The sequence below is a fragment of the Gemmobacter aquatilis genome (genome assembly GCF_900110025.1).
GTDB classification, from domain to species: domain Bacteria; phylum Pseudomonadota; class Alphaproteobacteria; order Rhodobacterales; family Rhodobacteraceae; genus Gemmobacter; species Gemmobacter aquatilis.
The window spans coordinates 23528-41037 of sequence record NZ_FOCE01000007.1 but is presented as its reverse complement, the minus strand read 5'-3'; the positions used below and the strand labels follow the sequence as shown (position 1 = coordinate 41037).

General features: G+C 65.1%; 16 protein-coding genes. 1 reads left to right on the top strand and 15 read right to left on the bottom strand.

Translation table 11 applies throughout. From position 1 onward, the window contains the following. Positions 1 to 31: 31 nt before the first annotated feature. From BMX43_RS12710 to BMX43_RS12690, 5 genes are all read right to left on the bottom strand, one after another. Positions 32 to 1396, bottom strand: coding sequence for a glutamine synthetase family protein (locus tag BMX43_RS12710; protein WP_091301968.1), 1365 nt, complete (start codon positions 1394 to 1396; stop codon positions 32 to 34). A 211-nt stretch (positions 1397 to 1607) separates the two neighbouring features. Beyond that, a complete protein-coding gene (locus BMX43_RS12705) occupies positions 1608 to 2642 on the bottom strand; it encodes a TRAP transporter substrate-binding protein (RefSeq protein WP_091301967.1) in 1035 nt (344 codons plus the stop codon). 57 nt (positions 2643 to 2699) lie between these two features. Beyond that, entirely contained in the window at positions 2700 to 4043 is a 1344-nt protein-coding gene (locus BMX43_RS12700) for a TRAP transporter large permease (protein WP_091301966.1), read from the bottom strand. Next, the gene (locus tag BMX43_RS12695) at positions 4043 to 4597 is read right to left on the bottom strand and encodes a TRAP transporter small permease subunit (protein WP_091301964.1); all 555 of its coding nucleotides are present in this window, start codon (positions 4595 to 4597) and stop codon (positions 4043 to 4045) included. The genes BMX43_RS12700 and BMX43_RS12695 overlap by 1 nt, the downstream gene beginning before the upstream one ends. 3 nt (positions 4598 to 4600) lie before the next feature. After that, positions 4601 to 5386, bottom strand: coding sequence for an N-formylglutamate amidohydrolase (locus tag BMX43_RS12690; protein ID WP_091301963.1), 786 nt, complete (start codon positions 5384 to 5386; stop codon positions 4601 to 4603). A gap of 157 nt (positions 5387 to 5543) precedes the next feature. Here BMX43_RS12690 and BMX43_RS12685 point away from each other — a divergent pair, with 157 nt between their 5' ends. Then, entirely contained in the window at positions 5544 to 6413 is an 870-nt protein-coding gene (locus BMX43_RS12685) for a MurR/RpiR family transcriptional regulator (protein ID WP_091301961.1), read from the top strand. Between the two features lie 29 nt (positions 6414 to 6442). Here BMX43_RS12685 and BMX43_RS12680 read toward each other — a convergent pair whose 3' ends face one another. The 10 genes from BMX43_RS12680 to BMX43_RS12635 form a co-directional block, all read right to left on the bottom strand. Continuing rightward, positions 6443 to 7315: a calcium-binding protein gene (locus BMX43_RS12680; RefSeq protein WP_139201580.1), complete on the bottom strand. Its 873-nt coding sequence runs from the start codon at positions 7313 to 7315 to the stop codon at positions 6443 to 6445. Positions 7316 to 7406: 91 nt separating this feature from the next. Further along, positions 7407 to 8297 carry a DMT family transporter gene (locus BMX43_RS12675; RefSeq protein WP_091302201.1) on the bottom strand — a complete coding sequence of 297 codons (891 nt, stop codon included), beginning with the start codon at positions 8295 to 8297 and terminating at the stop codon, positions 7407 to 7409. A 65-nt stretch (positions 8298 to 8362) separates the two neighbouring features. Further along, the gene (locus tag BMX43_RS12670; protein ID WP_091301957.1) at positions 8363 to 8620 is read right to left on the bottom strand and encodes a YjhX family toxin; all 258 of its coding nucleotides are present in this window, start codon (positions 8618 to 8620) and stop codon (positions 8363 to 8365) included. Positions 8621 to 8794: 174 nt separating this feature from the next. Continuing rightward, a complete protein-coding gene (locus tag BMX43_RS12665) occupies positions 8795 to 9721 on the bottom strand; it encodes a 2-hydroxyacid dehydrogenase (protein WP_091301955.1) in 927 nt (308 codons plus the stop codon). A 127-nt stretch (positions 9722 to 9848) separates the two neighbouring features. Then, positions 9849 to 10988, bottom strand: coding sequence for a rod shape-determining protein RodA (gene rodA / locus BMX43_RS12660; RefSeq protein ID WP_091301953.1), 1140 nt, complete (start codon positions 10986 to 10988; stop codon positions 9849 to 9851). Positions 10989 to 10995: 7 nt separating this feature from the next. Then, positions 10996 to 12939, bottom strand: a complete 1944-nt coding sequence (gene mrdA, locus BMX43_RS12655) for a penicillin-binding protein 2 (protein WP_091301951.1) — start codon at positions 12937 to 12939, stop codon at positions 10996 to 10998. Further along, on the bottom strand, positions 12936 to 13475 hold the full coding sequence (locus tag BMX43_RS12650) for a rod shape-determining protein MreD (protein ID WP_091301949.1): 540 nt from the start codon (positions 13473 to 13475) through the stop codon (positions 12936 to 12938). The genes mrdA and BMX43_RS12650 overlap by 4 nt, the downstream gene beginning before the upstream one ends. Further along, positions 13468 to 14403 (bottom strand): rod shape-determining protein MreC, encoded by a 936-nt coding sequence (mreC, locus tag BMX43_RS12645; protein WP_091301947.1) that lies wholly within the window; start codon positions 14401 to 14403, stop codon positions 13468 to 13470. Before mreC ends, BMX43_RS12650 begins: the two co-directional genes overlap by 8 nt. A 34-nt stretch (positions 14404 to 14437) precedes the next feature. Next, positions 14438 to 15472 (bottom strand): rod shape-determining protein, encoded by a 1035-nt coding sequence (locus BMX43_RS12640; RefSeq protein ID WP_091301945.1) that lies wholly within the window; start codon positions 15470 to 15472, stop codon positions 14438 to 14440. Positions 15473 to 15806: 334 nt separating this feature from the next. Beyond that, a complete protein-coding gene (locus BMX43_RS12635; protein WP_091301943.1) occupies positions 15807 to 17387 on the bottom strand; it encodes a 2-isopropylmalate synthase in 1581 nt (526 codons plus the stop codon). Between the last annotated feature and the right edge of the window lie 123 nt (positions 17388 to 17510).

The window sequence follows — 17510 nt, the reverse complement described above, 5'->3', positions numbered from 1 at the left end:
ACCCCCGCCCGAATTTCTTACGCCCGAACGCTTAGGCCCGGTCAAAGCCGCGCGCGCGTTCCCAATCCGTCACCACGCGGTTGTGTTCGGCGATTTCCCATTCGGCGGCATGGGCGTAATGCTCCACCACCTCGTCGCCAAACGCCGCCCGCAGCAGCGCCGATCCGCGCAGCGCCGCCGCCGCCTCGCCCAGCGTTTTCGGAATCTCGCGCACCGCCCCCGCCTGATAGATGTCGCCGGTGGTTTCCGGTTCCAGCGCCATTTCCTTCTCGATCCCGTCCAGCCCGGCGGCCAGCAGCGCCGCACAGGCAAGATAGGGGTTCAGATCGGCGCCCCCAATGCGACATTCCACCCGCACCGCCTTGGTATCCGCACCGCAGACGCGGAAGCCCGCCGTGCGGTTGTCCAGCGACCAGACCGCCTTGGTCGGCGCGAACATCCCCACCACGAAGCGTTTGTAGCTGTTCACATAGGGTGCCAGAAAATAGGTGATGTCCGCCGCATGGGCCAGTTGCCCGGCCATGTAGTGCTTCATCACCTGGCTCATGCCATGGGCATCGGCCTCGTCGCGGAAGGCGGGCTTGCCGTCGCGCCACAGCGATTGGTGCACATGGCTGGACGATCCGGCGCGCCGATGGTCATATTTCGCCATGAAGGTGACGCTCGCGCCATGCTCCTGCGCGATCTGCTTCACCCCCAGCTTGATGATGCTGTGCATGTCCGCCGTGTCCATCGCGTCGGAATAGCGGGCATTCACCTCTTCCTGCCCGGCATCCGCCTCGCCCTTGGAACATTCGATCGGGATGCCCGCATCCCACAGCTTGCAGCGGATGTCGCGCATGATCGGCTCGTCGCGCGAGGTGCCCCAGATCGAATAATCGACATTGTGCCGCGCCATCGCGGTCATCTGGCGATAGCCGCTGTCGAACAGGCTGGAAAAGCTTTCCTCGAACAGGAAGAACTCCAGTTCCGTCGCCATCATCGGCTCGAACCCCATGGCGCGGGCACGCTCCACCTGTTTCTTCAGGATGGACCGCGGCGCGTGCGGCACCGGCTCATGCGTGTGATGGTCCAGCACGTCGCACATCACCAGCGCGGTGCCCGGCACCCAGGGCAGGCGGCGCAGCGTCGCCAGATCGGGCTTCATCACATAATCGCCATAGCCCGCCGCCCAGGAGGTGGCCCGGTAACCCGGCACCGTGTTCATCTCCATGTCGGTGGCCAGCAGGTAGTTGCAGCAATGCGTCTCGTCGAACGCACTGTCGAGGAAATGCTGCGCGTGAAAGCGCTTGCCCATCAGGCGGCCCTGCATATCCACAAGGCAGGCGGCCACGGTGTCGATCTCGCCGCTGGCAACGGCGGCTTTCAGGGCGTCAAGGGTCAGGTTGGCAGGCATCTTGGCCTCTTTATTTCAAAGGAAAAGGGAAGGGTTCAGGGTTACGCGCGGCGCACCCCCTCCGAATTCCGGCTTTCGCGGCCACGAGGCCGGGCGCAGATCAGCGGCCATCTTCCTCTCCTCCGGCCACGCGATGTGGCCTGAATTTGATCATATCTTGCAATGCGAGGGCGCGCAATCAATGCGCACCCCCTCGTGTTCAGAACGGCGCTCAATAGCGATAGGGCGGGCCTGCCTGCACCATCGTCTCGTTGTACTTCTTGATGATTTCCACCACCTTGGCCTTCACCGGGCTTTCGGCGGCGATCTCGTCCCAGAACTTCACGGCGGCATCCTGCACCGTCGCCCATTCCGCATCCGGGATCGTGGTCAGCTTCAGCTTGCCGCCATTGATCCGCAGATCGGCCTCGCCCGCCCAATACCAGTGCTGGCGATAGTAGTGCGACTGCTCGAAACACGTCTCCAGCATCTTCTGCAGATGCGGCGGCACTTCGTTCCAGCGGTCCATATTGGCGAAGAAATGCCCGATCCACGCGCCCGAGATGTTGTTGGTCAGGAAGTAGTCGGTCACATTGGCCCAGCCCACCGTGTAAACCTCGGTGATCCCCGACCAGGCCAGCCCGTCCAGCTCGCCCGTTTGCAGCGCGACCTCCACATCCTCCCACGGCAGCGTCACCGGCACCACGCCGAACTGCGTCAGGAACCGCCCGGCCGTCGGGAAGGTGAAGATGCGCAGCCCTTCCAGATCCTTCAGGCTGTTGATCGGCTTCTTGGTGGAAAAGTTGCACGGATCCCAAGACCCGGCCGAGATGTGCTTGACGCCCACCTTGGCATATTCTTCTTCCCAGATCGCCTTAAGCCCGTATTTGGTGAACAGCGCCGGCACATCGAGGCTATAGCGCAGCGCCAGCGGGAAATAGCCGCCGAACACCGTCACATCGGTGGGCGAGGCCATGCTGTCATCATCCGACTGCACGCAGTCGATGGTGCCTGATTGCATCGCCTGAAACAGCTCGGCGGTGGGCACAAGCTGGTCGGCATAGTAAAGCTCGATCTCCATCTGGCCATTGGCAATGGTGTTGAATGCCTCGATCGCGGGCTTGATCACATGTTCGCCCAGGGCGGCACCCGCATAGGTCTGCATCCGCCATTTGATCGGCGCCTGGGCGCGCACCACGGCGGGGGCGGCAAGGGATGCGGCCCCGGCCAGCGCGCCGGTGGTCAGGAACTTCCGTCTCGTCGTCATCGTGAACCTCCGTTGGTTTGCAATTGCCTCGGGGGCGGTTGGCCCACCCTTCGCGTTTCATTTCGGGTAAAGATATTGCGGCAGCCAAAGTGCCGTCTGCGGGAACACCATCACCAGCACCAGCGCCGCGACCATCAGCAGCACGAAGGGCGTGACCGAACTGTAGATGTCGCCCATGGTGATTTCCGGCGGCGCAAAGGCCCGCATCAGGAACAGGTTATAGCCGAAGGGCGGCGTCAGATAAGCAATCTGGCAGGTGATCGTATACAGCACCCCGTACCAGATCAGCACCTGATCCTGCGGCAGCCCCAGATCCAGCGTCGCCACCAGCGGCACATACAGCGGCGCCACGATCACCAGCATCGCCGTATCGTCCAGAAACATCCCCATGACCAGAAAGCTGAGCTGCATCAGGATCAGGATCGTCCAGGGGCCCATATGCAACTGATCGACGAACAGCCCTTCAATGGCCTTCACTGCGCCCAGCCCATCGAACACCGCCCCGAACGACAGCGCCGCAAGGATGATCCACATGAACATGCACGAAATCGCAAGGGTGGACCGCGTGGCGATCTCGAACACCTGCCGGGTGAAGCGCCCCTTGATCACCGCAGCAATCACCGTCACCACCACGCCCACGACGGAACTTTCCACAAGGCTCGTCTTGCCCATGATGAACGGAATCATCATCGCAGCAAAGATCAGCAGCGGCAGGATGCCCGCGCTCAGCAGCCGGAACCGCTCGCCCCAGGTGATCATCGCCCGCTCGTCCGGCGGCAGGGCCGGGCCAAGCTGCGGCTGCAAGGTGCAGCGCAGCCAGATATAGACGATGAACAGCCCCGCCATCAGCAGCCCCGGCACGATGCCCGCCAGCCACAACTGCGACACCGGCGCCCGCGCGATCATCGCATACAGCACCAGCACCACCGAAGGCGGTATCAGGATACCCAGGCTCGACCCGGCCTGAATCACCCCCGACACCATCTTCTTGTCATAGCCCCGCCGCAGCAGTTCCGGCAGCGCGATGGTCGATCCGATCGCCATCCCCGCCACCGACAGCCCGTTCATCGCCGAAATCAGCACCATCAACAGGATCGTGCCAATCGCCAACCCGCCCGGCACCGGCCCGAACCATACATGGAACATGCGGTACAGATCTTCGGCCAGCCGCGTCTCGCTCATCACATAGCCCATGAAGACGAACATCGGCAGCGTCAGCATCGGATACCATTTCATCAGCTTCATCGACGCCGAAAAGCCCATGGTCTGCGCCCCGGTGCCCCACAGCGCCAACGAGGCGACCACGGCGACAAAGCCGATGATCCCGAACACCCGCTGCCCGGTGATCATCATCAGCAGCATGGTCGAAAACATCAGCAGGGCAATCATTTCCTGCGGCATCAGATGTCGCCTCCGGGGATGGGCGCACCGCGCAGGGTGGCGATGTCACGAATGAAATAGGCGATGGATTGCAGCAGCATCAGCAGGAACCCCACGCAGAGGATGCTCTTGATCGGCCACATGTAGGGCCGCCACGCGGTGGGCGAGCGTTCCAGCCGCCCGATCTGCGGCACCCCGCCCTCCCAGGTCAGGCCCAGCGAATAGCCAAGGCTGTCAAGCGCCCCCCACAGCATCACCCCCAGATAGACGATCAGCGCGAAAATGGTGAAGGCATCCACCCAGGCCCGCTTGCGCGCGCTCCATTTCGCATAGGCCAGATCCATGCGCACATGGCTGGCCAGTTGCATCGAATAAGGCCCGCCCAGAATGTAATAGGCGACCATGGCGAACTGCGCCATTTCCAGCGTCCAGTAAGACGGCGTGAACGCCACCTTGGAAATGGTGGACCACATCAGGATGCCCATCAGCACGAACAACAGGTACATGGCGAACCGCCCGACCCCGTAATTCATCCGGTCCACGATCCTGACGAAAGCAACACTCCATCGCGGCATCTGTCACCCTGCCTTTGCGGTTGCGGTCAAAGCGGCAATCGCCGCGGAAAGGGCAGGGGCCAGCCGTTCGGCCATCGCCTCCTCTGCCGCGGGGCTGGCGATCAGATCGTTGCGGATCTCCAGCATGGCATTGGCCAGCCCGTAAGGCGTGGCCTGCAGGCGCAGCGTATGGGTCACATCATCCGCCGCCGAATAGGGGGCGTTCAGCCCGCAGACCAGACCGCCGCGCGCCTCCGCCTCGGCCAGAATCGTCCGGGCCAGCGCCGGGTCGGCATCATGGATCACGCCGAATTCCACATCGCGCCGCTGCCCGAAATAGACCGGGGTAAAGCTGTGGATGGTGATCACCACCGGCCGCCGCCCCAGCGCGATCCGCTGCACGATCAGCGCATGAAGCCCGGCGTGGAACGGCACATAGATCGCCGCCGTCCGCGCCGCCCGTTCCGCCGCGCTGATCGCGGCATTGCCCGGCACGGCAAAGGTTTCCGACCGCGCGGGCATCGCCCCGGCCATGTCGGGCGCGCGGTTGCAATCATAGATCAACCGGCTGACCGTCGCATGAACCGTGGTTGCCCCCAGCCGCCGCGCCAGCCCGCGCATCAGCCCCAGCGCGCCCGGATCCCAGGCGATATGCGCCTGCCGTTCGGCGCCGCTCAGCCCCAGGTCGCCCCAGGGCGCGGGAAAGGCGTTGCACGCATGCTCGCAGACCAGGATCACATCCCCGCCCGTCGCGCATATCTCGATAACGGGCTGAAACAGCCCGTTCTGATCCGGTTCCGGTGCAGTCATTGCTGCGAGTCTTCCCTGTTGACCTGCCCAGCGTCCACCGTCGCCCCGGTCTCTGTCAAGAATTTTTCTTCTGCTGATTTTCTGTTACAAAGTTTTCCGATCCGGTGCAGACTGGCCGGTGCAGACTGGCCGCAGAACGCAGCGCAAAGGGGGCGCGATGGGTGTGGAACTGACCATCGAAGACATCATGCGCAGCGCGCTGCCTGATCTGACGCGGGCCGAACGGCAGCTTGCCACTCATATCCTGAAAAACTTCCCCGTCGCCGCGCTGGGCTCGATCACCGCGCTGGCCAAGGCGGCCGAAGTCTCCACCCCCACCGTCGTGCGCCTGTGCCAGAAGCTGGGCTACAAGGGCTACCCCGATTACCAGAACGCCCTGCGCGGCGAGGTGGAGGCGATGCTCGTCTCGCCGCTTGCCAAGCATGACCGTTGGGCCGGGGGCGTGCCCGATACCCATATCCTCAACCGTTTCGCCGATGCCGTGGTGTCCAACCTGCAAGCCACGCTGGGCCAGATCGACCATGCCGAGTTCGACGCCGCCGCCGCCCTGCTGGCCGACCGCAACCGCGCGGTCTTTGCCATGGGCGGGCGCATCACCCATGCGCTGGCCGATTACTTCGTGACGCTGATGAAGGTGGTCCGCCCCTCGGTCACGCTGCTGTCGGGCCTGTCCAACACCTGGCCGCCCGCGCTGCTGGACATGCAGCGCGGCGATGTGCTGCTGGTGTTCGACATCCGCCGCTATGAAAACTCTGTCCTGCAACTGGTGGAACTGGCGGTGGAACAGGGGGCCGAGGTCATCCTGCTCACCGACCGCTGGGTCAGCCCCGCCGCCGCCCATGCCCGCCACACCCTGGCCTGCCATATCGAGGCGCCAAGCGCCTGGGACAGCACGGTGTCGATCTCGGTTCTGGTGGAAACCCTGCTCGCCTCGGTGCAGACCCTGACATGGGATCAGACCGAAGGCCGCCTGAAACGGCTGGAGGCGCTGTATGACCGCTCGCGCTTCTTCCGCCGGGCGCGCTGACCCTTCGGCGGCACGGCCGCGCCAGACGCTCAGCCGATGAAGAAGAAGTCGTGTATGTCGATACGGTCGGCATCAACCCCCAGCAGCGTCAGCTGCGCCGCGCCATAGCTGATGACAGCGCCCTCGGCCCCGTCTGCGATGTGGACATCACCGAAATCCGCGCGGCGGATGTCCATCCTGATCTGGTCGCGCTGATCTGTGAAATCGGTCACAACATCCCAGCCGCTATCGGCCCACAGCAGCACATCGTCACGCCCGGCGCCGGTCACGATCACATCTGCCCCGGCGCCGCCGTCGAACAGGTCATACCCTTTGCCACCCTTCAGCACGTCATTGCCGCCGTCGCCCACCAGCAGATCGGCGCCTGCGCCGCCGAACAGGCGATCCGTGCCACCATGCCCGCGCAGATAGTCATCCCCGCCCATCCCGGCAAAACGGTCATTGTGGTCGCCCAGCCGGATCACATCATCCCCGGCCAGAGCCGCCGCAAACAGCGCCCGGTCGTCCAGCGGATCATCCACCGTGTCGATCGCCGCCTGAAACGCCACCGCCGAAATCGACAGCCCGCGCATCACCATGTCCACCACGGTCACCGGCGCGGCACCGATCTGGCGCAGGGTCAGAAACTCGGTGATCGTGCCCCCGGCAAGCGTATTGCCCGGGCCGAACACGAAGTCCTGCACATTCCACAGCCCTTGGCGCGTCAGACTGTCCGACGCAACGAAAGACCATTCCAGAACTCCGGCCAGATCCACCGGCCCCAAGGTCTCGCCGGTCCGGTCCGTCAGCGACACCGCATCGCTCTGAAAATGGGCTTCGCTCAGATTGATCTGGCGGACATCAAAATGAAATCCGGGGCTGTTCAGCCGCAGCGTGACCTCGACCATAGCGCTCTCCTGCATCTTCACGCCACCAGCATGGCCCGATTCAGCCTGCGATACAATCTCGGGCAGCCATGCGTGCGCCGAGTGGCCGCGCAGGCCAGAACCGGCGTCAGGTCAGCCCTGCCGCCGGGGACTTGCGCCGCATCATCCCCGACCCGGCATTGACCAGTACCGCTGCCATCAGCACCGCACCACCGATCAGCGTGCCCCGGCTTGCCACCTCGTCCAGCGCCAGCCAGACCCAGACCGGCGCCAGCATCACCTCGATCAGGCTCAGCAGCGTCAACTCCGCCGCAGGCAACACCCGGCTGCCCAGCGTATACAGCACCATGCCCCCGGCCAGCGTCACCGCCCCCATGGCGATCGACAGCGCAATATCAGGCACCGGGGCGGCCAGCGTCTCGCCCGGCAGTGCCAGCACCACCAGCGCACTGCTCGCCGCCGAAAACACCCCGCCCCAGACGGCGGCAGGCATCATGTCGGCCAGCTTGCCCCAGCGCAGCGTCACGGTGAACCCGGCAAAGCCCAGTCCCGACAGCAGCGCCGCGACATTGCCCGCCATCGCCCCCATCGCCAGCCCTTCGCGCACCATCAACAGGATGCCAAAGGCCGCCAGCCCGATTGCCCCCCAGGTGGCGCCGCGCACCGGCTCGCGCAGCACCAGCCAGCCCAGCACCGCCGCCGCAAAGGGCGAGGCGGAAAACAGGAACACCGCCATGGCGACGGTCGTGGTCTGCAAGGCATAGATCGCGCCACCAAAGGCAAAGACCAGCGCCAGCCCGCCCAGCACCCCGGTCAGCCCCGCCGCCCGCATCGCCGCGATCACCCGACCGCCCGACCGCCAGCCGATAAAGGCCACCAACACCGGCACCATGCCCAGCGACCGCCAGAACAGCACCGCCCAGGTGCCCGCCTCGGCGATGTTGCGCACGATCAGCCCCTGCACCGACCAGACCACCCCGGCCAGCACCACCAACGCCACACCCGTTCCGTATCGCATCATCCGCCCCCTGCCGCGCGCCGCCACCATGGCGGGCAGGGCAGGGGGCGTCTGTCCCGTCCGCGTCAGCGGTTGTCGGGTTGTGACCGCACCGAAATCCGGCCCAACCGCGTGATGCGATAGGGCGCGCCCTGTTCCGATCCGATCAGCCGCTTGCGCCGCAGCGTGTGAAACAGCGCCAGCGTGCAATCGGCCAGAATCAGCCCGTCGCGCGTGACGCACAACACCTCTGCGATCCGGCGCCCGGCGCCGCGTTCGTGGCGGATGCAACCGCCTTGGGCGAGCGCATGAAGCACCCGCTGTTCAAGTCTGGAGATATTCATGGAAGATGCCTGTGGATATGCAAAACCACGCGCCCGCCCGCATGCCGCGGCCCGGCCCGTCAGTCCTTGCCCCTCAATTCCCCGAGGGGCTCAGAGGTTTCCCACAATCTCCGGCATCAAAGCTCCATCAGCGCACCCTGCGCAGCGCCAATCTAGGCCCACGCCGCGCCGCGTTCAATAGCCCCGCGCGCGGTCCACCACATGCAGCAGCGGCAGACCCGCCTCGCCCCGGCGGATATTCTCCACCACCACCCGCGCCGCCGAACTGGCCCGCGTGTCGGCGGCGATATGCGGCGTCACCGTCACGCGCGGATGGGCGCGGAACGGATGATCCTCGGGCAAGGGCTCCACCCGGAACACATCCAGCGTCGCATGGCCCAGCCGCCCGGCCTCCAGCGCCGCCAGCAAGGCGTCATCGTCGATCAGCGCGCCGCGCCCCGGATTGATGATCACCGCGCCCTCCGGCAACCAGCCCAGCCGCCGCGCATCCAGCAGGTTTTCCGTCTCTGCCGTCTTCGGCAACAACGTCACCACGATCTCGGCCCGGCGCAACACCGCCTCCAGCCCCGCGTCACCATGCGCCGCAGCAATCCCCAGCCCCGGCTTTGCGCTGCGGCTCCAGCCCTCCACCGCGAAATTCAGTGCCGCCAGCGCCCGCGCGCAGGCCAGCCCCAATGCGCCCAGACCCAGCACCGCCACCCGACGCTCGCGCGCCAGGGGCGGCACGATCTGCTCCCAGCCTTTGGCGCCCAGAATATAACGATCCATCCCCAGATGATGGCGCAGCACATGCCCCACCACATATTCCACCATGCCCTCGGTCAGCCCCGGATCGACCATCCGGCACAGCGGCTGCACCAGCGTCGCATTGCCCACGATCCGCTCCACCCCCGCCCAGAGGTTCAGCACCGCCTTGCAGCGGGTGTAGGGCGTGAAATCCTGCACGGGGCTGCCCGGCGCATAGATGATGTAATCCACCGCCTCCGGTGCCGCCGCGCAGACCAGATCCACCGCCAGCCCGGCCTCGGCCAGCGCCCGCCGCAGCGGCGCCTCATATTCCGGCCAAAGCGCCGCCCCCGCCGCAAACAGCACGACTGTCATCTGTTGTTCCCTCACTGCCACCGGCGCCCCCGGCCCGGCCCGCTTTTTTTGAGTATTTTTGCCAGGATGAAAAGGACGCGGTTTGCCTATTCACCCTGGCCCAAATACTCATTCTTTCTTGCGCCGCTCAGCGCGGGCGATGCACATGGGCGCTTTGCACCAGCCCGAAGCCCACCAGCAGCACCAGCATGGCCGAGCCGCCGTAAGACAGCAAGGGCAGCGGCACCCCCACCACCGGCGCCATGCCCATCACCATCGACAGGTTCACCGCGATATAGAAGAACAGGTTGGCGGCGACGCCGAGGATCAGCAGTTGTGAATAGCGGTCGCGGTTCTGCAGCGCCGAAATCACGCAGAAGGCGATGATCCCGGCATACAGCGCCAGCAAGGAGAACGCCCCCACGAACCCGAATTCCTCGGCCAGCGTGGTGAAGATGAAGTCGGTATGCTTTTCCGGCAGGAAGTTCAGCCGCGACTGCGTGCCCTGCATGAACCCCTTGCCGGCCCAGCCCCCCGATCCCAGCGCGATCTGGGCCTGAATGATGTTGTAGCCCGCCCCCAGCGGGTCCGCCGTGGGGTCAAGGAAGGTGTCGATCCGGCGATACTGGTAATCATGCAGGAACTGCCAGGGCGTGCCGCGGAAATAGAACACCCCGAAGATCGCGCTGCCCGCCAGCCCCGCCACCCCCGCGAAATACCAGAAGCTGACCCCGGCGCAGAACATCACCGCCGCCCCCGCCAGCAGCAGCATGATCGAGGTGCCAAGGTTCGGCTGCATCAGCACGAGGATCGTCGGCACCACCGTCAGCACCACCGGCAGCAGCACCCACAGCGGGCGCGACACTTTCTTCGGGTCCAGCCAGTCGTAATAGGCCGCCAGCATCATCACCAGCGTGAACTTCATCATCTCGGACGGCTGCAAGACCAGCGGCCCAAGCTCGATCCAGCGCTGCGCCCCCATGCCGACGCGCCCGAAGAACTCCACCACCAGCAGCAGCGCCAGGGACACCAGATAGGCCAGCACCGACATGTTGCGCCAGAACCAGATCGGCGTGAAGGCCACGATGAACATCAGCGCCATGCCCACGCCGAAGCGCTTCATCTGCGGCTCGGCCCAGACCTCGATCCGGCCGCCCGAAATCGAATAGAGCATCAGGAACCCCACCGACGAGACGGCGGTGATCAGCAGCACCAGCGGCCAGTTCAGATGCAGCACCTTGCGCAGCCCGGTCGGCGCGGTCTTGATGCGATATTCCAGAAAGCTCATGCCGGCCTCACGCGCGCGATTTGACGGGGGCCGCTTCGCCCGTGTCGCGCAGCTTCATTTCCTTGAACTGCGTCTCGATCCGCCCGCGCTGCGCCGCCGGATAGGCGCTCAGCGGCGGGATGCCGCCGGTCAGGCAGCGCAGCAGGATATCCCGCGCGATCGGCGCCGCCACGGTTGACCCGCCGCCGCCATGTTCCACCACCACCGACACCGCCACGCGCGGATTGTCATAGGGCGCATAGCAGACGAACAGCGCATGGTCGCGCCGCTCCCAGGGCAACTGGTCGTTCGACACCACGCCCGAGGCGCGTTCGGCGGTGGAGATGTTGCGCACCTGCGCCGTGCCGGTCTTGCCCGCCATCAACAGGCTGTCATCGGCGATGCGCGACGATTTCGCCGTGCCCCGCGCGCCGTTCATCACCTCGTACATGCCGCGCCGCACGCCATCGAGGAACCCCGGTTCCACCGGCAGCACCGCCGCCTCGGCCACCGCCACCGGCGTATTGTCCACCATATGGATCAGCCGCGGCTCCACCGCCCGCCCGCTGGCAATCCGCGCCGCCATCACCGCCAGTTGCAGCGGCGAGGCCAGCACATAGCCTTGCCCGATCGAGGCGTTGATCGTGTCCCCCACCCGCCAGTCCTGGCCATAGCGCTGTTGCTTCCACGCCTTGTCCGGCATCACCCCGTCGGTGATCGCCGACATCGGCAGCGCATGGCGCTGCCCCAGCCCCAGCAACCGGCCCATCTCGGCGATCTTGTCGATGCCCACCCGCTGCGCGATGTCATAGAAATACACGTCGCAGCTTTGCCCCAGCGCGTCATTCAGCGCCACGGTGCCATGCCCGCCGCGCTTCCAGCAGTGAAAGCGCCGCGTGCCCACCTCGTAATGCCCCGGGCAATAGACAGAGGTCTGCGGCGTGATCGCCCCCGCTGCCAGCGCCGCCAGCCCGGTGACCATCTTGAAGGTCGATCCCGGCGGATAGGCGCCCTGCACCGCCTTGTTGGCCAGCGGGCGGTGGTCATTCTCCATCAGCACCGAATAATCGGCCTGGCTGATGCCGCGCACGAACAGGTTCGGGTCGAACGAGGGCGCCGAGGCGATGGCCAGAATGTCGCCATTCTGCACATCCATCGCCACCGCCGCCGCACTCTCCTCGCCCAGCCGGACCTGCGCGAAATTCTGGATATCGGCGTCGATGGTCAGCCGGATATTGGCGCCCGGCGTGCCCTCCTGCCGCTCCAGCTCGCGCATGACGCGGCCGACATGGTTCACCTCGATGCGCTTCTGCCCGGCATGGCCGCGCAGCACATCTTCCTGCCAGCGTTCAACCCCGATCTTGCCGATCTGGAACTTGGGGATCTGCAACACCGGATCGGGATTTTCGATCCCCGCCAGATCCTTTTCCGACACCGGGCCGACATAGCCCACCACATGCGCGAAATCGCTGTCCAGCGGATAGACCCGGCTCAACCCCACCTCGGGGGTGACGCCGGGCAGGGTGGGCGCGTTGATCGAGATCTTCGAGAAATCGTCCCAGCTCAGCCGGTCCGCCACGGTGATCGGCACGAAGGACGACCGCCGCTCCACTTCTTTCAGCGTCTTGCCGATCTCGTCCTCTGTCAGCGGCACGATGGTCGCCAGCCGCTTCAGCACCAGTTCCACATCGCCCGCCGCCTCGCGGGTGATCACCACGCGGTAATTCTGCTCGTTCCCGGCAATAAGCTTGCCGTTGCGATCCAGAATCAACCCGCGCGCCGGCGGAATCAGCCGGATGTTGATGCGGTTTTCCTCGGCCAGCAGCCGGAATTCATCCGCCTGGTCGATCTGCAGATAGCGCATCCGCCCGCCCAGCACGGCGACGAATCCTGCCATCGCCCCACCCATCAGCAGGGCGCGGCGGCGGATCTTGCGGGCGCTTTCCTCGGTATCGCGCGGCGTGCGTCTCATAGCCTGCGTCCCATCTCGTCCACTTCCCCCATCCCCGGCTTGTGCACCCCCAGCGTCACATGGCTCAGCCATACGACCAGCGGATAGAACAGGATCGAGGCCACCACCTGCGCCAGCGCATAGCCAAACCCGACCTGTGGCAGGAAGGTCATCGCAAAGCCCATGCGATAGCCCAGAAACATCGCCAGCATCAGCGCTGAAATGAAAAGCCATTCCACGAGAAAACTCAACTCACGCGTCAGTGCGAGCCGCGAGCGCAGCACCTCGGTGCCCAGCAACATCATCGCCGTCCACAGCCCCGGCGGGCGCATCAGCAGCAGATCCTCGAACAGCACCACCGCCACGATCAGCAGCGCGGGCAGGTAATCGGGGCGCCGCTGCACCCAGGCCAGGATCAGGCACATCAGCAGATCAGGCCCCGGCAACCGCCCTGCCTCGCTGCCCATCGGCAGCAGCCGCAGGAAGATCAGCACCAGCGCCACCGCAACAAAAATCCCGCGATGCAGCAGCACGTCGCGGCGCAGCGGGTCAACCATTGTCGCCCTCGGCCTGCTCGGCATCCACTTCCGCCTCGGGCGGCTGCGGCCCGATCACCTCGGGCGCCAGCGGCGGTGCGACAAGGCTCCCGGGGTCGGTCAGCGGCGCCAGCTCATGGCTGCGCAGCACGCGCAAAAACTCCAGCCGCTCGTAATCCGCGCTTAACAGCACCCGCAGCCGCCGGTCCGGCCCCTGCGCCACGGCGCCGACCAGCAAGCCCGCCGGAAACACCCCGCCATCGCCCGAGGTCACCACCTGATCGCCGGGGCGCACCAGATCGGGCTTTTCCAGATAATCCAGCGGCGGGGCAGGGGTGTTGTCGCCCGACAGCATCGCCTTTTGCCCCGAAGGCTGCACCACCACCGGAATCCGGCTGTTGGAGTCGGTCAGCAGGATCACCCGGCTGGTCTGCCGCCCCACGCCGGAAATCCGCCCCACCAGCCCGATGCCATCCATCGCCGCCCAACCGTCGCGCACCCCGTCGCGCGCGCCCACGTTCAGCAGCACCGATTGCCGGAACGGGCTGCCGCTATCGGCCAGCACCACCCCGGTGATATGGGTCAGCTTCGGGTCCAGCCGCACCTGATTGAGGCCCAGCAGCTTGGCATTCTGCTGCTCCAGCCGCAGCGCGGCCTCTTTCCACACCCGCATCTGCTGCAATTCCTGCCGCAGATCCTGATTCTGTTCATACAGCTTGGTATAGGACTGAAAGCCCTGCACCATTTCCGCCGCCTTGGTTACCGGCAGCATCGCCCAGTCGAAACTGGGCACCACCCGGTCCACCAGCGCGGTGCGGAACCGCTCCACCCGCGGGCTGTCGATGCGCCACAGCAGGAACAGCGCCAGTAGCACCAGCGCCAGCAACCCGATCAGGATGCGCCGGACCGGGCGGACGAAATCTTCCGGTGATGTCCGGTTGCGTGCCACTCTCGGCCCTCACACGGCTAGGGGTCTGGTGCGATCAGCTGTCGTAGTCGATGACGTGGCGCAGTTGCTTTTCATATTCCAGCGCCTTGCCGGTGCCCAGCGCCACGCAGTTCAGCGGCTCGTTGGCGACCGAGATCGACAACCCGGTCTGCTCGCGCAGCGCCAGATCCAGATCGCCCAGCAGCGCGCCGCCGCCGGTCAGCATCACGCCCCGGTCCACGATATCCGCCGCCAGATCGGGCGGCGTGGTTTCCAGCGCCTGCATCACCGCATCGCAGATCTGCTGCACGGGTTCGGCCAGCGCCTCGGCCACCTGCGCCTGATTGATTTCCGTCTCTTTCGGCACACCGTTCAGCAGGTCGCGCCCGCGAATGGTCAGGCTGGCGCCGCGCCCGTCATCGGGCATCCGCGCCGTGCCGATGGAGGTCTTGATCCGCTCGGCGGTCGATTCCCCGATCAGCAGGTTCATGTGGCGGCGCAGATAGCTGATGATCGCCTCATCCATCCGGTCGCCGCCGACGCGCACAGACCGCGCATAAACGATGTCGCCCAACGACAGCACCGCCACTTCGGTCGTGCCGCCGCCAATATCCACCACCATGCTGCCGGTGGGTTCGGTGATCGGCATCCCTGCGCCAATCGCTGCCGCAATCGGCTCGGCAATCAGCCCGGCGCGCCGCGCCCCCGCCTGCAACACCGAATTGCGGATCGCCCGCTTTTCCACCGGCGTTGCGCCATGCGGCACGCAGACGATGATCTTCGGCTTGCTGAAGGTCGTGCGCTTGTGCACCTTGCGGATGAAATGCTTGATCATTTCCTCCGCGCTGTCGAAATCGGCAATCACCCCGTCGCGCATCGGCCGGATCGCCTCGATGGAGCCGGGCGTGCGTCCCAGCATCAGCTTGGCATCCTCGCCCACGGCCAGAACCTGTTTCTTGCCGTCCTTCACATGATAGGCGACCACGGAAGGCTCGTTCAGAACGATCCCCTTGCCGCGGATATACACCAGCGTATTCGCGGTGCCGAGGTCGATCGCCATATCCGACGAGAACAGGCCGGTGAGTGACATGCGGACAGGGTCCTTCAATTGCAAAAGCGGTTTGGCCCGCGACTCAGGTCATTCCAAGCCGGGCGCCTTCATATAAAGACAGCGCAGCCGCAGCGAAACCCTGCTTCCTGCACCTGCGGCACAATTCCGCGTGTGCCGCAAGGGCCTGCATTTTTCAAACATTAAAGCCAAAATCTGACACCATAATCGCTACAAAACTGCACAAATCGAATAACCTCCGCCAATCCCTTTCACCCTGGCCCAAATACTCAAACGAAACCGGGGGCGCGGCAACGCCGCACCCCCGGAGAAAAGTCGCGCGGGCAGGCCTGCCTGCCCGCTCTGCCAGATCCCCTTACGAGGCGTCGCGGTAGTTGACCGACTTGGTATCGTCGCCCGGATTGCTCTTCTTGCGCCGCTCGATCAGCCGGTTCAGCGCGTTGACATAGGCCTTCACGCTGGCCACCACAGTATCGGTATCCGCCGACTGGCCGGTGGCAATCCGACCCTCCTCCTCGATCCGCACCGACACCGTGGCCTGCGCATCGGTGCCCTCGGTCACCGCATGCACCTGATACAGTTGCAGCCGCGCCCCGTGGGGATACAGCATCTTCACCGCATTGAATGCCGCATCCACCGGCCCGTCGCCCGTGGCGTCAATCGCATGGTCCACCCCGTCGATGCTCAGCGTCAGCTCGGCTTCCTGCGGCCCTTCGGTGCCACAGACCACGCGCAGCCGCTTCACCTGCAAGGTGTCATGCGCCTCCGACGTGCCCTGATCCTGCATCAACGCCACCAGATCGTCGTCATAGACCTCTTTCTTGCGGTCGGCCAAAGCCTTGAACCGCACGAAGACATCGTTCAACTGGTTGTCGGCCAGCTCGAACCCCAGCTCTTTCAGCTTGGCGCGCAGCGCTGCCCGGCCCGAATGCTTGCCCATGGCGATGTTCTTGGCGAACAGGCCGATATCCTCGGGCCGCATGATCTCGAAGGTCTCCACATTCTTCAGCACGCCATCCTGATGGATGCCGCTTTCATGCAGAAACGCATTCTTGCCCACGATCGCCTTGTTGAACTGCACCGCAAAGCCCGAAACCGTCGAAACCCGGCGGCTCAGGTTCAAAATCTTGGTCGTGTCGATGCCGGTGCGGTAGGGCATGATGTCATTCCTGACCTTCAGCGCCATCACCACCTCTTCCAGCGCCGCATTGCCCGCGCGTTCGCCCAGCCCGTTGATGGTGCATTCCACCTGCCGCGCCCCGGCCTCCACCGCCGCCAGACTGTTGGCCGTCGCCATGCCCAGATCGTTGTGGCAATGGGTCGAGAAGATCACCCCGTCCGCGCCCGGCACCCGCTCCAGCAACATGCGGATCAGATCGGCACTTTCGCGCGGCGCGGTATAGCCCACGGTGTCGGGCACGTTGATCGTGGTGGCGCCCGCCTTGATCGCGATCTCCACCACCCGGCACAGATAGTCATGCTCGGTCCGCGTCGCATCCATCGCCGACCATTGCACATTGTCGCACAGGTTGCGCGCATGGGTCACGGTGTCGTGGATGCGTTCGGCCATCTCGTCCATGGTCAGGTTCGGAATGGCGCGGTGCAGCGGCGAGGTGCCGATGAAGGTATGGATGCGCGGCTTGGCGGCGTGTTTCACCGCCTCCCAGCAGCGGTCGATATCCTTGTAATTCGCCCGCGCCAGCCCGCAGATGACCGAATTCTGGCTGCGTTTGGCAATCTCGCTCACCGCCGCGAAATCGCCTTCCGAGGCGATGGGAAAGCCCGCCTCGATGATGTCCACGCCCATCTCGTCCAGCATCTGGGCGATTTCCAGCTTTTCGGCATGGGTCATGGTGGCACCCGGCGACTGTTCGCCATCGCGCAACGTGGTGTCAAAAATCAATACGCGGGGCTGCGCGCTTTTGTCGGTGGTCATGTCTGTGATCCTTGGTCTCTGTCTCGTGCTTCAATCCCTGGGCGCTGGTCACCTCCGAGCGGTCGCACCCAAGGGCACGCTCAGAGGCAGCTAAGGAGAAGCAGGCCACGGGTGGCCGGGGCG

Coding starts and splice junctions, on each gene's coding strand:
- BMX43_RS12710 (WP_091301968.1), bottom strand. CDS start 1,396: ATGCCTGCCAACCTGACCCTTGACGCCCTGAAAGCCGCCGTTGCCAGC.
- BMX43_RS12705 (WP_091301967.1), bottom strand. CDS start 2,642: ATGACGACGAGACGGAAGTTCCTGACCACCGGCGCGCTGGCCGGGGCC.
- BMX43_RS12700 (WP_091301966.1), bottom strand. CDS start 4,043: ATGCCGCAGGAAATGATTGCCCTGCTGATGTTTTCGACCATGCTGCTG.
- BMX43_RS12695 (WP_091301964.1), bottom strand. CDS start 4,597: ATGCCGCGATGGAGTGTTGCTTTCGTCAGGATCGTGGACCGGATGAAT.
- BMX43_RS12690 (WP_091301963.1), bottom strand. CDS start 5,386: ATGACTGCACCGGAACCGGATCAGAACGGGCTGTTTCAGCCCGTTATC.
- BMX43_RS12685 (WP_091301961.1), top strand. CDS start 5,544: ATGGGTGTGGAACTGACCATCGAAGACATCATGCGCAGCGCGCTGCCT.
- BMX43_RS12680 (WP_139201580.1), bottom strand. CDS start 7,315: ATGCAGGAGAGCGCTATGGTCGAGGTCACGCTGCGGCTGAACAGCCCC.
- BMX43_RS12675 (WP_091302201.1), bottom strand. CDS start 8,297: ATGCGATACGGAACGGGTGTGGCGTTGGTGGTGCTGGCCGGGGTGGTC.
- BMX43_RS12670 (WP_091301957.1), bottom strand. CDS start 8,620: ATGAATATCTCCAGACTTGAACAGCGGGTGCTTCATGCGCTCGCCCAA.
- BMX43_RS12665 (WP_091301955.1), bottom strand. CDS start 9,721: ATGACAGTCGTGCTGTTTGCGGCGGGGGCGGCGCTTTGGCCGGAATAT.
- rodA (WP_091301953.1), bottom strand. CDS start 10,988: ATGAGCTTTCTGGAATATCGCATCAAGACCGCGCCGACCGGGCTGCGC.
- mrdA (WP_091301951.1), bottom strand. CDS start 12,939: ATGAGACGCACGCCGCGCGATACCGAGGAAAGCGCCCGCAAGATCCGC.
- BMX43_RS12650 (WP_091301949.1), bottom strand. CDS start 13,475: ATGGTTGACCCGCTGCGCCGCGACGTGCTGCTGCATCGCGGGATTTTT.
- BMX43_RS12640 (WP_091301945.1), bottom strand. CDS start 15,472: ATGTCACTCACCGGCCTGTTCTCGTCGGATATGGCGATCGACCTCGGC.
- BMX43_RS12635 (WP_091301943.1), bottom strand. CDS start 17,387: ATGACCACCGACAAAAGCGCGCAGCCCCGCGTATTGATTTTTGACACC.